At 73.7% G+C, this 13,244-nt stretch carries 14 protein-coding genes; 9 read left to right on the top strand and 5 right to left on the bottom strand.

The genetic code is table 11. The annotated features are described in order from the left end of the window. Positions 1-28: 28 nt before the first annotated feature. Together ACGFIG_RS27670 and ACGFIG_RS27665 are read left to right on the top strand one after the other, a co-directional pair. Positions 29-346 carry a DMT family transporter gene (locus ACGFIG_RS27670; protein WP_393007764.1) on the top strand — a complete coding sequence of 106 codons (318 nt, stop codon included), beginning with the start codon at positions 29-31 and terminating at the stop codon, positions 344-346. An 18-nt stretch (positions 347-364) separates the two neighbouring features. After that, positions 365-988: a TetR/AcrR family transcriptional regulator gene (locus ACGFIG_RS27665; protein ID WP_393007762.1), complete on the top strand. Its 624-nt coding sequence runs from the start codon at positions 365-367 to the stop codon at positions 986-988. Between the two features lie 266 nt (positions 989-1,254). On the opposite strand, the gene coaD is transcribed toward ACGFIG_RS27665, so the two are convergent. Further along, positions 1,255-1,704 (bottom strand): pantetheine-phosphate adenylyltransferase, encoded by a 450-nt coding sequence (gene coaD / locus ACGFIG_RS27660; protein ID WP_393007760.1) that lies wholly within the window; start codon positions 1,702-1,704, stop codon positions 1,255-1,257. 491 nt (positions 1,705-2,195) lie between these two features. Between coaD and ACGFIG_RS27655 the strand changes: the two genes are divergently transcribed. Further along, complete coding sequence (locus ACGFIG_RS27655) at positions 2,196-2,960, top strand: MBL fold metallo-hydrolase (RefSeq protein ID WP_393007758.1); 765 nt, start codon at positions 2,196-2,198, stop codon at positions 2,958-2,960. Positions 2,961-2,992: 32 nt separating this feature from the next. Here the strand turns inward: ACGFIG_RS27655 and ACGFIG_RS27650 are convergent, their stop codons facing one another. Together ACGFIG_RS27650 and ACGFIG_RS27645 are read right to left on the bottom strand one after the other, a co-directional pair. Next, on the bottom strand, positions 2,993-4,453 hold the full coding sequence (locus ACGFIG_RS27650; protein WP_393007756.1) for a hypothetical protein: 1,461 nt from the start codon (positions 4,451-4,453) through the stop codon (positions 2,993-2,995). A 100-nt stretch (positions 4,454-4,553) separates the two neighbouring features. Continuing rightward, the gene (locus tag ACGFIG_RS27645; RefSeq protein ID WP_393007754.1) at positions 4,554-6,101 is read right to left on the bottom strand and encodes an ArnT family glycosyltransferase; all 1,548 of its coding nucleotides are present in this window, start codon (positions 6,099-6,101) and stop codon (positions 4,554-4,556) included. Positions 6,102-6,256: 155 nt separating this feature from the next. On the opposite strand from ACGFIG_RS27645, the gene ACGFIG_RS27640 reads away from it, so the two are divergent. The 3 genes from ACGFIG_RS27640 to ACGFIG_RS27630 all read left to right on the top strand — a co-directional run bounded on the left by ACGFIG_RS27640 (position 6,257) and on the right by ACGFIG_RS27630 (position 8,654). Next, on the top strand, positions 6,257-6,775 hold the full coding sequence (locus ACGFIG_RS27640) for a DUF2087 domain-containing protein (RefSeq protein ID WP_393007752.1): 519 nt from the start codon (positions 6,257-6,259) through the stop codon (positions 6,773-6,775). Between the two features lie 146 nt (positions 6,776-6,921). Then, positions 6,922-7,347, top strand: coding sequence for an Hsp20/alpha crystallin family protein (locus ACGFIG_RS27635; protein WP_393007750.1), 426 nt, complete (start codon positions 6,922-6,924; stop codon positions 7,345-7,347). 308 nt (positions 7,348-7,655) lie between these two features. Next, complete coding sequence (locus tag ACGFIG_RS27630) at positions 7,656-8,654, top strand: tyrosine-type recombinase/integrase (RefSeq protein WP_393007748.1); 999 nt, start codon at positions 7,656-7,658, stop codon at positions 8,652-8,654. Positions 8,655-8,684: 30 nt separating this feature from the next. Here the strand turns inward: ACGFIG_RS27630 and ACGFIG_RS27625 are convergent, their stop codons facing one another. Together ACGFIG_RS27625 and ACGFIG_RS27620 are read right to left on the bottom strand one after the other, a co-directional pair. Continuing rightward, positions 8,685-9,170, bottom strand: coding sequence for a cation:proton antiporter regulatory subunit (locus tag ACGFIG_RS27625; RefSeq protein ID WP_393007746.1), 486 nt, complete (start codon positions 9,168-9,170; stop codon positions 8,685-8,687). Between the two features lie 151 nt (positions 9,171-9,321). Then, positions 9,322-10,623 carry an SLC13 family permease gene (locus ACGFIG_RS27620; RefSeq protein WP_393007744.1) on the bottom strand — a complete coding sequence of 434 codons (1,302 nt, stop codon included), beginning with the start codon at positions 10,621-10,623 and terminating at the stop codon, positions 9,322-9,324. A gap of 477 nt (positions 10,624-11,100) precedes the next feature. On the opposite strand from ACGFIG_RS27620, the gene ACGFIG_RS27615 reads away from it, so the two are divergent. The 3 genes from ACGFIG_RS27615 (at position 11,101) to ACGFIG_RS27605 (ending at position 13,241) form a co-directional block, all read left to right on the top strand. Then, positions 11,101-12,057 (top strand): HAMP domain-containing sensor histidine kinase, encoded by a 957-nt coding sequence (locus ACGFIG_RS27615; protein ID WP_393007742.1) that lies wholly within the window; start codon positions 11,101-11,103, stop codon positions 12,055-12,057. Continuing rightward, positions 12,054-12,701, top strand: a complete 648-nt coding sequence (locus ACGFIG_RS27610) for a response regulator (protein WP_393007740.1) — start codon at positions 12,054-12,056, stop codon at positions 12,699-12,701. The genes ACGFIG_RS27615 and ACGFIG_RS27610 overlap by 4 nt, the downstream gene beginning before the upstream one ends. Positions 12,702-12,782: 81 nt before the next feature. Beyond that, positions 12,783-13,241, top strand: a complete 459-nt coding sequence (locus ACGFIG_RS27605) for a hypothetical protein (RefSeq protein ID WP_393007738.1) — start codon at positions 12,783-12,785, stop codon at positions 13,239-13,241. Positions 13,242-13,244 lie beyond the last annotated feature (3 nt).

The following is a 13,244-nucleotide window of genomic DNA, read 5'->3' as shown; positions in this document are numbered from 1 at the left end:
GCATCGCGCCGCGAAGCGGGGCGATCGCATGAGCTGGGTGGTGCTCGTCATCGCGGGGTTACTCGAGATCGTGTGGGCGACAGCGCTCAAGCACACCAATGGTTTCACCCGGCTCTGGCCGACGCTGCTCGCCTGCTCGACCGCGCTGGTGAGCTTCGTGCTGCTGTCGATCGCGTTGCGGGACCTGCCGGTCGGCACCGCGTACGCCGTCTGGGTGGGGATCGGCGCGGTCGGGGTGGCGAGCGTCGGTATCGTCGGCTTCGGTGAGAGTCTCACGGCGCCGCGGCTGGTGTTCATCGCGCTGATCGCCGTCGGGATCGCGGGGCTCAAAGCCGTCGAAGGCTGAAGCGATCGGACGGTGAGGATGGCGGCCAATCCACGCGGCAGACCCCGCGCGTTCGACCGGGCCACCGCCCTGCGACGGGCGATGGAGGTCTTCTGGCGGCACGGGTACGAAGGCGCCAGCATGGCCGACCTCACCGCCGCGATGGGCATCCGCCCGCCGAGCCTCTACGCCACGTTCGGCAGCAAGGCGGCGCTGTTCCGGGAAGCCGTGGCGCTGTACAACGAGATCGAGGGCGCCGGCCCGCAGGCCGCGTTGTGGGACGCGCCCACCGCCCGCGCCGGGGTGGCGGCGCTGCTGCGGCACCATGCCCGCGCCTACGTCGATGCCGACCGGCCGACCGGATGCCTGGTGGCGCTCGGTGGTACCACCCTCGGCGCCGGGCACGACGACATCGGCGCGTTCCTGGCCGAGACCCGGCGCTCCGATGTGGACGACATCGCCCGGCGGCTCGACCGCGGCATCCGTGACGGCGACGTGCCGCCCGGTACCGACACCGCCGCGGTCGCCGAGTACGTCTACGCGGTGTCGCTCGGCATGGCCGTGCGGGCCCGCGACGGCGCGACCGGTGAAACGCTGACCGCCATCGCCGAGGCCGCGATCGCCGCCTGGGATGCGGTCGTGCCGCCGCTAGGTCGCGAGTAGGTGCTGCAGCTCACGGATGGCCTTGTAGAGGGTCAGGCCGGCGCAGCCGCTTGTGGGTCGTGTCGCAGCAGGGTGATGAACAGGTGTGCGGCGGTGACCCTCGATCGTCTTCACTGAGGCGGCGTTGTCAACGGCGCAGACTGCCAGCACCCGATTCATGCCTGTTCCACGCGCCTCGTAGGACCGGCCAACGGCCCGGATAGCTCGCCATCGACGGCAGGATCGTTGCCCGCCGACGGATTCTCAACCCCCGGATCCCACGGATGTCACGTCCGCAGCAGGCGTACCGCAGTCGACGACACCGAGGCCAGTTCGGGCTGCGCAGGCAGAAGTACCGTGGGGACACCCAGCGACTGGTTCATCGCGGCGAGCTGGTTCTCGGCCTCAAGGTCGGTGGCGTTACGCACGCCGCGGACGATCACTCCGACTTCGTGGCGGCGGCAGTAGGTGGAGGTCAACTCGCTCCAGGCCGCAACGGTGACGGAGGTCCACTCGACCGGCAGGACGGCCCGGACAGCGGCCGCCCGCTCCTCTGCGTCGGCGCCCGGATGCTTGACGCTGTTGACCGCGACGAGCACGATCACCTCGTCGAAGAGGTCGCGTGCCCGGCTCACCACATTCAGGTGCCCGGCAGTGAAGGGATCGAAGCTGCCGGGGTAGAGGGCGCGTACGCGTACGCGACCGGAGGTGCGTGCTGTCGGCCGTGGCTCTGCCACTGGTTCTGGTGTCACGGCCGCAGGACCCGCAGCGCACCGGGGATGAGAGTCCGTGATGCAGCGGTCTGCCCGGCTCCATGCCTGCGGAGCCAGACCCGCACGCCGTTGTCGTTACCCATGACCCGACTGTAGGTATCGGCTACCGGATTCCGCTGACCCCGAGCATGGGCGACACGTCACAGCGGAGCGCCCAAGCGTCCAAGCCGCCTCTCGCCGATTATCGGATTACCGGTAATGGCAATCCATCAACTAGCCTGGACGAAAGGTGCGAATCGTGCGGACACCATAATGACTGTTATGGGCTTCGTGCAGCGATCGCGACAGCGGGGTGGCTCGTCCGTCCGTTCTCAACGCTTCTCGGTGATCCGGCGCCGAGGGTGATCGAGGTTGACCTGACGACGGTCTGGCCGTGGGGCAGGGATGGGCGTCGGAGTGTGTCTGCCGCGATAGCGTCCGCACGTAAAGGCGTTCATCTATCGTGAGGAACCTCGGTGACCGACACCCATTCGACGACCGTCCCCGTCCGCGTCTTCGGCGGCCCCACCGCCCTCATCGAGTACGGCGGCCTCCGGTTCCTGACCGACCCGACCTTCGACGCCCCGGGCGACTACCCCCTCGGTCCCGGCATGGTCCTCACCAAGACGGCGCCCGCCGCCGCCAGCCCAGCCGACCTCGGTGCCGTCGACGCGGTGCTGCTGTCACACGACCAGCACCCCGACAATCTCGACCACGCCGGCCGAGCCCTGCTCGCCGAGGTCGCCCTCACCATCACGACTCCCAGCGGCGCGGGCCGCCTCGGCGGCAGCGCCCGGGGCCTGGCGCCCTGGGAGTCCGTCGAGCTGGAGCGTCCCGGCGGCGGCACCGTCACGGTGACGGCTGTGCCCGCGCGGCACGGCCCGCAGGGCTGCGAGCCGTTCACCGGCGAGGTCGTCGGGTTCGTCCTGTCCGCCGGGGACCTGCCGACGGTCTACGTCAGCGGCGACAACGCCTCGCTGGAACTGGTCGGGCAGATCGCCGAGCGCTTCGGACCGGTCGACACCGCCGTGCTGTTCGCCGGGGCCGTGCGTACCCCCATGTTCGACGGCGCGTTGCTCACCCTCGACAGCGCCCAGGCCGTCGAGGCGGCCCGCATCCTGGGCGCGCGGCGGGTCGTGCCGGTGCACGTGGACAGTTGGTCCCACTTCACCGAGGGACGCGACGAGGTGGTCGACGCCTTCACCCGAGCCGGCCTGGCCGACCGGCTCCAGCTGGGCTGAGCGTCCCCAGACGGGCGCGGGGGCGGAGCGGGTCAGCTCCGCGCGCCGCCGAGACCGAGCAGGACGGCGAGGCCCAGGGCGCTGCGCGGGGCGTACGGCACCCGCCACAGTCCGCCGTGCGCGGCGCCGTACGCCTCGTCTTGCCACGGGTGCGCCAGCGTCGGGCCGCCCGTACGCAGGTGGTGCACCAGCAGCGCGGCCATCAGCGTGTTGCTGGTCGCCGGGTCGAACACCTCGATGCCGAAGCGGTGCGCACCGGCGTACGCGGCGGCCAGTGCCCGGTTGCGCAGCACCGAGCGGGTCCGGGTGGGCGGGGCGACGGTGAACGACACGGTCGCCCCCGCGTCGCGGGCCACGGTCGCCCGCCACCGTTGCAGCCGTTTCGCCAGCGCGTAGTTGGGGCCCTGCTGGGGCACGAGGCTGTCGTTGACGCCCGGGTCGACGCCCGGCGGGTAGTTGCGGTGCAGGAGCCTGCCGCCGGAGGCGACCCGCAGCGACCGGCGGACGACGCCACGCGCCGCGTAGCCCCGCTCGGCGTGGCGCACCGCGTCGCCGGGTACGGCGAACACGTCGGTGGGGGTGGCCAGGAACGCGAGTGCCACGTCGTCGCGGCGCTGCTGCAACCGGAGGGTGAGCGCGTCGACCGCCGTGGCGACCCGGACGTTGGTCGCGCCGTCGGCGTAGACGTAGTTGCCGAGCACGAGCCGGCCGTCGAGGCCGAGCAGCCAGTCGGCGACCTGCGGAAGGTTGTGCAGCAGGTCGGCGCCGGCGCGGGCGACCAACGCGTCGTCGTCGGGGCGGGTACCGGCGGGGACGGGCAGGTGCAGCCGGCCGCCGTGGCGGCGCGTGGTGTGCAGCAGGCGCCGCCAGATCTCCGGGCGGGGCAGGTCGACGGCGACGACGTCGCCGCCCCAGCGCAGCACCGACGGCAGCGGGCCCATCTCCGCGCCCGCGCCGAGCACCACGATGCGCTGGTCGCGCAGGTCGAGCCAGTCCGGGTTGGCCATGACGGTGCCTACCGCCTCGGCGCAGGACGGCTCGATGACGCCGGCGGACACCCAGGCGTCGAGCCGGCGGCGCAGGTCGTCGCCGCGCAGTCGCTGCCCCCGGTACGGCAGGGAGAACTCGCGGTCGACCTCGCCGGTGCCGTCGATGGTCGCCGTGTGCAGCGGCTCGGTCCCGGTGGGCGTGTCGAACACGTCGCCGAGCGCGATCTCGGTGCCGTCCGCGCCGAGCACGGTCATCCGGCGGTGCAGCGAGGCGAGCCCGTCGCGGGCGATCGTCACCGCGGCGTCGTGGGAGAGCAGCCCGGCCTCGACGAGGCGGCGGAAGTGTCCGAGGTATCCGTGCCGCCAGTTCGTCTCGTGTTCCGCCGAGCGCGCCCCGACCGGATCGACGGCGCGCAGGGCGTCGGCGACGACCGCCCGCCCGAGCGCGGACGTACTGCGCCCCGCGCCGGTCGTGGGGAACACCACCCCGGTCGGACCCTCCACGCGCACCGCCCTCCCTCGGCCTGCCCTCGACGGTGTCACTCTGCCGTACCGGGTGGCGTCGTGCGCAGGCCGGGTCCGTGCACGCAGTCGGGAGGGGCGGTCAGCCCCGGTGGCGTACCTCGGTGTCCCAGATCTGGGACCACGGACGTCGCAGGCCGCGGCAGAGCCAGATCGGGCCACCGTTCTCGTCGTTGTCGACGGTGACGCGTTGGTCCACCCGTCCGGCGAGGGTGACCTCGGTGAACCAGCCCCGTAGCCGGTCCGGCCGCGCGAACCCGACCGCGATCACCACGTCGGCGTCCTGCGGGGGCCGGCCGAAGTCGGCCATGCTGTTGTGGCCGGAGTACGCGCGCGGCAGTCCACGTGCGGGCCCGTACCGTGCCACGGCGCCGGCCTCGCCGTAGTTGCCGGTGAGGATCACGGCGCGTTGCCGCTGGTCGGGGGGCAGCGCGCGGTGGACGGCGGCGAGCGAGTCGGCGAAGGCGGGCCAGCCGATGGTCTCGCCGGCGTCGTAGTTGGCGGCGACGACGAAGCCGGGGAGCCGGTCGGGCGGCACCACGGGCAGGAGCAGCACCGTGTTGCTGGCGGCGGTGAGCACGGCGCCGACCAGCAGCAGTCCCCGGCGGGCGTCCGCGCGACCGCGCGACGCCCAGCCTGCGGCGATGACGGCTCCGGCGGCGGTGAGCACCAGCAGCAGCGGGGCGTCGTAGTAGCCCTTGCCGCCGGTGAGCAGCACGATGCCGAGCACCACCAGCCAGGCCCATCCGAGGGGCCGCCAGGCGCGCCATGCCGGCCGCCGCAGCAGCGCCACCAGCCCCGCGACCCAGATCGGGACGGTGAAGGGGCTGATGATGACGAACTGGAGGACGAGCGCGTCGAGCCGACCGCTGTAGGAGCTGTCGCCGTCGGCGATCGCGGCGGCCACCGACAGTTGCGGGAAGTCGTGTGTCGCCTGCCAGATCAGGCTCGGCGCGGCGAGCAGCAGGAAGACCGCGGCGGCCACGAGCACCCACCGGTCGCGCAGCAGTCGTCGCGGTCCGGCGATGGTGATGCCGGCCAGCAGGCCCACGGCGAGCAGTGCCGGCAGCAGCTTGTTGAGCATCCCGACGCCGAGCGCGAGCCCGACGCCGAGGGCCCACCTGCTGTCGGCGGTGCGCAGCAGCCGCACCGCGCAGAACGCGGCCGTCAGCCAGACCAGCAGGTCGACGGTGGTGGTGCTGAGCAGGTGCCCGCCGGCGAGCACGATGCCGGCGGTGGCGGCGAGGACGGCGGCCCAGGTCTGCGTGCCGCGCCTGGCGCCGAACTCGCGGGCGATCGCGGCGACCAGCAGGACCGCCGCGCCGCCGAGCACCGCCGACGGGGTACGCAGCGCCACCAGGCTGCCCGGGGCGATCGTGTCGGCCAGCCGGGCCAGCGCCGGCACCAGGGGGCCCTGGTCGACGTAGCCCCAGTCGAGGTGCCGGCCGCAGAGCAGGAAGTACAGCTCGTCGCGGTGGTGGCCGTAGCGGCCGGCGAACAGGAGCAGCACGGCCGTCGTCGTGGCGGCCACCATCCACGGGCCGGTGGCTCGGGGACCGGGAGCGGCGGGGGCCGTGGGCGTCGCAGGCCGCTGCTCCGGCGCGGCGCGTTCGGCGACGGGTTCTGCCACCTGCCCATCATCGCCCGCGCCGACGGGCCACACTGTCCCGTCGTGCGGTGGTTGTCCGGCACCGGACACGCGTCCGGCGGGCGCGCGGGCGTGTCCGGTGCCGGGGCGGGGAAATGGCGTGCGGCCCGCGTACCCACGCTGGCAGGGTGGGCCGCATGACGGCACAGGCTCTGGCGGGTGCGCTCGCCGACGACGTACGGCGGAAGGTCTTCGCGGCGATCGTGCTGGGCGGCACCGACGCCCCGGCGGTGGCCGCTCGGGCGGGCCTGCCGACGCGGCAGGTGGTCACCGCGCTGCGTCGGCTCGTCGACGCGGGCCTGGTGACCGGTGGCGATGGTGACCTGCGGGTGGACACCGACCACCTGCGCGAGGCGGCCCGTACGCCGTCCGCGCCCCACCCGGCCGGGGACGCCACGGACCGCGTGCTGCGTACCTTCGTGCGTGCCGACAGGCTGGTCGGCCTGCCGGCGCAGCGCGGCCGGCGGCGGGTGGTGCTGGCGCACGTGGCGCGGTCTTTCGAGCCGGGGGTGCGCTATCCGGAGCGGGCGGTCGACGAGGTGTTGCGGCGGTGGTGCGAGGACGGCGGCACCGATCACGTGGCGCTGCGCCGGTATCTGGTCGACGAGCAGTTGATGGCCCGGGAGCAGGGCGTCTACTGGCGCATCGGCGGCTGAGGGTCCATACCGGATCCGGCGTACGACGCCGGGCGCCGGCCCGAGTTGACGACGCGGCCGGAACGCGCTAAATACTGAAGAGGAAGTTGAGTCGCCTCGACTCAACTAGAGGGACCTTCGGCCAGGAGAACCGAGGAGGCAGAGCCATGCTGATGCGTACCGACCCGTTCCGTGAGATCGACCGGATCACCGAGCAGTTCTTCGGCACCGCCGCGCGCCCCGCGGTGATGCCCCTGGACGCCTACCGCGACGGCGACTGGTTCTACGCGGCGTTCGACCTGCCCGGCGTCGACCCGGACAGCATCGACTGCACGGTCGAGCGCAACGTGCTGACCGTACGCGCCGAGCGGCGCCGGCCGGTCGGTGACAACGTCGAGATCGTCGCCGCCGAACGCCCGATGGGCACCTTCACCCGGCGACTGTTCCTCGGCGACACCCTCGACACCGACAAGCTCGAGGCCGGCTACGACAACGGGGTGCTGACCCTGCGGATCCCCGTCGCGGAGCGGGCCAAGCCCCGCCGGGTCACCATCACGGCCACCGGCAACGGCCGCAAGGAGATCAACGCCTGATCCGTCGTGGGCGGGGGGGGGGCGGGCGGGGGGGGCCCCCCCCCCCCCCCCCCCCGGGGCGGGGGGGGCCCCCCCCCCCCGGGCCCCCCGGGGGGGGGGGGGGCCCCCCCCCCCGGCCCCCCCCCCCCGCCCCCCCCCCCCCCCCCCCCCCCCCCCCCCCCCCCCCGGGGGGGGGGGGGGGGGGGGCGGGCGGGGGCGCCCCCCCCCCCCCCCCCACGTCTGGACGGTGGCGGCACCCCGGCAGCGGCCACGATCGCGTAGGGCGCGCCTCCGCCCGTTCCCGAGCCCAAGCTGAGAACCTTTTTCACATGTTCTCCCCGAACGCTCCGGCGCGGCCAAGCCGACCCACCCCGCTGGCCCTGCCCGGGGGGCCCGTCGACTTCACCGAGGCGTGGCTGCGCAACCGGCGACTGTCCGAGCACACCCGCGACGCGTACCGGCGTGACGTCGCCGGCTGGCTCGCCTGGTGCGCCGCGCGCGAACTGGACCCGTTGCAGGCGAACTTCCTGCACGTCAACGAGTACGCCCGCGAACTGGAGGCCACGCTCGCCGCGCGTACCGGCAAGCCACTCACCCCGGCCACCGTCGCCCGCCGGCTCTCCGCCCTGTCCAGCTGGTACGACTTCCTCGTCAAGCTGCGGGCGGTCGACGCCAACCCGGTGGCCGGCGCCGACCGCCCCCGCATCGACCGGGACCACTCGGCGACGGTGGGGCTCACCCCCGAGGAGGTCGACGCCCTGCTCGCCGCCGCCGAGGCCGACACCGGGCCGACCGCCGCCCGCAACCGGGCCGCGATCGCCCTGCTGGCCGACCTCGGGCTGCGCGTGGGGGAGCTGGTCTCACTCGACATGGCCGACCTCGGCGCCGAGCGGGGCCACCGCAGTGTGCGGTTCGTCGGCAAGGGTGGCAAGCACCGCCGCCGCGCCATGACCCCCGGCACCGCGTACGCGGTCGACGCCTACCTCGCCCAGCGGGCCGCCGCGCAGGGCGTGGCGGTGCACGAGCTGACCGGCCCGCTGCTGGTCACCGCCAGCGGGGCCCGGCTCGACCGGCACGCGATGTTCCGGCTGGTGCGCCGGCTGGCCCGGACGGCCGGCATCCCCGCCTGGGCGAGGTTGTCGCCGCACTCGCTGCGGCACGCGTTCGCCACCACCGCCCGCGCCGAGGGCGTGCCCCTGGAGGACGTGCAGGACGCGATGGGCCACGCCGACCCGCGCACCACCCGCCGCTACGACCGCGACCGGCACAACCTCGACCGCGACCCCGCGTACGTCATCTGGGCGGCCCGGGCCCGCCGCCGCGGCTGACGCCGCGCGCGGTGGGTGCCGGGGCGTGGCCTACGGGTCGGTGTGGACCAGGGCGTTGCTCAGCTCGCCGATGCCCGGCTGGTCCCCGGCGACGATCAGGACGTCGCCGTGGGCGAGGACGTGGTCGAGCCCCGGTGCGCTGAGCGTCCGCCCGTCCCGGACGACGGCGATGACACTGACCCCCCGGGCACGCGCGACGGCCTCGGCCAGGGGCCGACCGTCGTACGGCGACGCGGCCGGGACCGGCAGTTCGGCGACGCTGATCGCCTCCCGGTGCCGCTCGAGGTGCGTGACGTGGTCGATGGTCGCGATGGGGTGCAGCAGCTCGGCCATCTCCTGCGCCTCGGCCGGGCTGAGGGTCACCGACCGCTCCACGGTGTCCGGGTCCCCGGGCGCGTAGACGACGATGTCGCGTCGGCCGCCACGGTGGCAGACGACCCCGATCACCTGTCCCTCGCCGGTGTGCAGGGTGTAGCCGACGCCGATGCCGGGCAGCGGCACTCGTTCTATCTGCATCATTGCCTCCTGTCGTGTGGTGATGCGGCCCGGCCGGCCAGGCCGGGCCAGGTGCTCGGGGCGGCGGTCCACGGGCGCCGCCGCGGCGGACCGGGGCGGGCGACCACGCGCCGCCCACCCGGGCGGCGACCCCGTCGTGCCCCGCGGGCGGCTAGGCGAAGTAGCGCAGCCACACGTACACCCAGGCGATCAGCGTGGTCATGACCGTGGTGACGATGCCGTAGCGGGTGAACTGCCAGAAGCTGATGGGCTCCTTGGCGCGGGCGGCGATACCGAGCACGACGATGTTGGCGCTGGCCGCCACGGCCGTGCCGTTTCCACTCAGGTCGGCGCCCAGCGCGAACGACCACCACAACGCCTGGCCGGTGGTCGGGTCCGGGGCCCCCGCCACCAGGCCCTCCACGATCGGCGCCATGGTCGCCGCGTAGGGGATGTTGTCGAAGAACGCGCCGAGCACCGCCGAGCCGAAGACCAGGCCCGTCGCCGCCGCGAAGTAGTCGTCGCCGACCGCGTCGCTGGCCCACTCGCCGATCCGGTTGATCACCCCGGTCTCGGTCAGGCCGGCCACCATCACGAACAGACCGGTGAAGAACACCAGCGTCGGCCACTCCACCTCGCCCAGATAGGCCGACCTGTCCGCCCGGGTCACCAGGACCATCAGCCCGGCGCCGAGCAGCGCGACGACGGCCACGTCGATGTGGATCACCGTGTGGAGCGTGAAGGCGACGATCACCAGGCCGAGCACGACCAGGCAGCGAATCAGCATCGCCGGGTCGGTGACGGCGGCACGGGCGTCCATGTCGCGTACGGCCTCGAACCGCTCCGGACTGTGCACGAACGCGCGGCGGAACATGACCCGCGCCAGCACCAGGAACGCCAGGAACATCAGCACCGTGATCGGGGCCATGTGCCACAGGAAGTCGTTGAAACTCAGGCCGGCCCGGCTACCGATGATGATGTTGGGCGGGTCGCCGATGAGGGTGGCCGCGCCGCCGATGTTGGCGGCGAGCACCTCGGCGATCAGGTACGGCGCGGCGGGGATGCCCAGCCGGCGGCACACCGAGATGGTGATCGGCGCGACCAGCATGACCGTGGTGACGTTGTCCAGGACCGGCGAGGCGATACCGGTGATCGCGACCAGCAGCACCATCAGCCGGTACGGCCGTCCCCGCGAGCGCTGCGCGGCCCAGATCGCCATGGCCTCGAACAGGCCGGTCTGCTTGATCACCCCGACGATGACCATCATGCCGAGGAGCAGGAAGATAACGTCCCAGTCGATGCCGGCGTGGTGCGAGTAGAACACGTCCGATCCGGGCACCAGCCCGAGCGCGGCCATCAGCCCGGCGGCGCCCAGCACCACCGCCACCCGGTTGATCTTCTCGGTGGCGATGAAGATGAAGGCGACCGTGAAGATGACGATCGCCGCGAGGGGGGACCACGCGCTCACGGGCATCCGCCCGGCGGGCCGTGCTCCGCCCCGGCGGGCCGCTGCGCGCGGGAGTCCGTGACGACCTCCGGTGGCGTGGGTTCGATCGCCAACAGATGACGGTGCACGGGGTCCTCCCGGGTTCGGCACGATGGGGCGGGCGACGGCCGCACGAGGGCGGCGGCAGGTGGAGCCGGGCACGACGCAGCGGAGCCCGCGGCGGCTCCGGCCCGGGCTCGCGTTCATGGTCATCCGTGTGGTGCGGGTCGACATCGGGGCTGACACCCATTTGCCGCCGCTGCCGTCGCGAACCGCTCGCCGGCCCCGCCGACCACCACGGATAATGGGTGCGAGCACGCATTTACAGCACGCGTCCCGGCCGACAGGCTGACCATGATGAGGGTGATCACCGCCGCGGGGCGTGCGAGCCCGCCGCGTTCCAACCCGCCGGCGAGCGCCGGCGCCGGGCGGCGTCGGAGACGGTTCGGGAGGGGAGGCGCCGCCGTGTCGCTGTTCTGGCGGATCTTCCTGCTCAACGCCGCCGTGCTCGTCGCCGCCACGCTGCTGCTGCTCGGTCCGGTCACGGTCTCCACCCCCGTGCTGCTGACCGAGGCCGTCGTCCTGACCGTGGGCCTCGCCGCGATGCTGGTCGCCAACGCCGCCCTGCTGCGGGTGGGCCTCGCCCCGCTGCACCGGCTGACCCGGGCCATGACCACGATCGACCTGCTCCAGCCCGAACCCCGCCCCGTCCCGGCCGGGCAGGCCGGCATCGCCGACCTGATCCGCGCCTTCAACGCCATGATCGACCGGCTGGAGGCGGAACGGGCCGCCAGCGCCGCCAGCGCCCTGTCCGCCCAGGAGGCCGAGCGTCGACGGGTGGCCCAGGAACTGCACGACGAGGTCGGCCAGACCCTGACCGCGGTCCTGCTCGAACTCAAACAGGTCGCCCGGCACGCGCCCGAACCGGTGCGCGCCCAACTCGCCCAGGTGCAGGAGACCACCCGCGACAGCCTCGACGAGATCCGCCGTATCGCGCGGCGGCTGCGCCCCGGCGTGCTGGAGGAACTCGGCCTGACCAGCGCCCTGAAGGCGCTCGTCACGGAGGTCACGGGGCACACGGACCTGACCGTGCGCCAGCACCTCGACGCGGACCTACCGGCCCTCGACGGCGAAGCCGAACTGGTGCTCTACCGGGTGGCGCAGGAGGCGCTCACCAACACCGTCCGGCACGCCCGCGCCACCACCGTCGAGCTGTCCCTGGCCCGCCAGCCGGGCCACGTGCAACTGCGCATCCGGGACGACGGCCGGGGCATCGGCGACGCCGCCGAGGGCGCCGGCGTACGCGGCATGCGCGAACGGGCCCTGCTCATCGGCGCCCAGCTCAGCGTGGCGCCCGGCCCGGGCGGCGGCACCGAGGTGCGGCTGCGGGTGCCGCTCGGCAACCGGGAGGCCCGACCGTGACCACCCGCATCCTGCTCGCCGACGACCACGCCCTGGTGCGCCGGGGCGTGCGCCTCATCCTCGACAGCGAACCGGACCTCAGCGTCGTGGCCGAGGCCGGCGACGGCGCGGAGGCCATCGCCCTGGCCGAGACCGAGCGCCCCGACCTGGCCATCCTCGACATCGCCATGCCGCGACTGACCGGCCTGCAGGCCGCGCGGGAGCTGTCCCGGCAGCAACCGGGTCTGCGCATCCTCATCCTGACGATGTACGACAACGAGCAGTACTTCTTCGAGGCGCTCAAGGCCGGCGCCAACGGCTACGTGCTCAAGTCCGTCGCCGACCGTGACCTGGTGGAGGCCTGCCGCGCCGCCGTACGCGACGAGCCGTTCCTCTATCCCGGTGCCATCAACGCCCTCATCCGCACCTACCTGGAACGCAGCGCCCGCGGCGAGAGCCTGCCCGCGCGGGCCATCACCGAACGGGAGGAGGAGATCCTCAAGCTCGTCGCCGAGGGCCACTCCTCCAAGGAGATCGCCCGGCTGCTGTTCATCAGCGTCAAGACCGTCGAGCGGCACCGGGCCAACCTGCTGCAGAAGCTCGGCCTCAAGGACCGGCTGGAGCTGACCCGCTACGCCATCCGGGCCGGGCTCATCGAGCCGTGACCGCACGCCGCGGGCGTACGCGACACGGCGGCGGGGCCGACTTTCCTGCGGGCGGGCCCACCGGTTCTCTACGGTCGACGGATGGGTGCTGAGCAGCCGTGGAGCCGGCCGGCCCGACGGGGCCGCCCGGTGCGTACCGGGTTGGTGTTCGCGGGCGTGGCCGTGCTGCTGTGCTGCGTGGGGGTGGCCGGGCTGGGCGCGTGGAACGTGCAGGTGGTCACGCAGGCCAGCGGCCCGGTGCGGGAGACCGCCGACGGGTTCCTGCGGTCGGTGGCGGCCGGCGACACCGACGGCGCGTACGACCGGCTCTGCGCCGACACGCGCAGCCGGTGGAGCCCGATCGGGTTCACCAGTTGGCTGCGCACCCCGCCGGTGGTCGACGGTTACGAGATCGTCGACGTGTCGGTGGCGACCCGGGGTGGCCGCCCGCGCGGGACGGTGACGGTGCGGCTGACCCGCGACAGTGGCCTCACCGAGGAACGCACACTGTCGGTCGTCCGCGAGGACGGCGACTGGCGGGTGTGCGGCGACCCGTACTGACTC

The sequence above is a fragment of the Micromonospora sp. NPDC049048 genome (assembly GCF_043197615.1).
Taxonomy (GTDB): domain Bacteria; phylum Actinomycetota; class Actinomycetes; order Mycobacteriales; family Micromonosporaceae; genus Micromonospora.
This window is presented reverse-complemented; position numbering and strand designations above follow the sequence as displayed.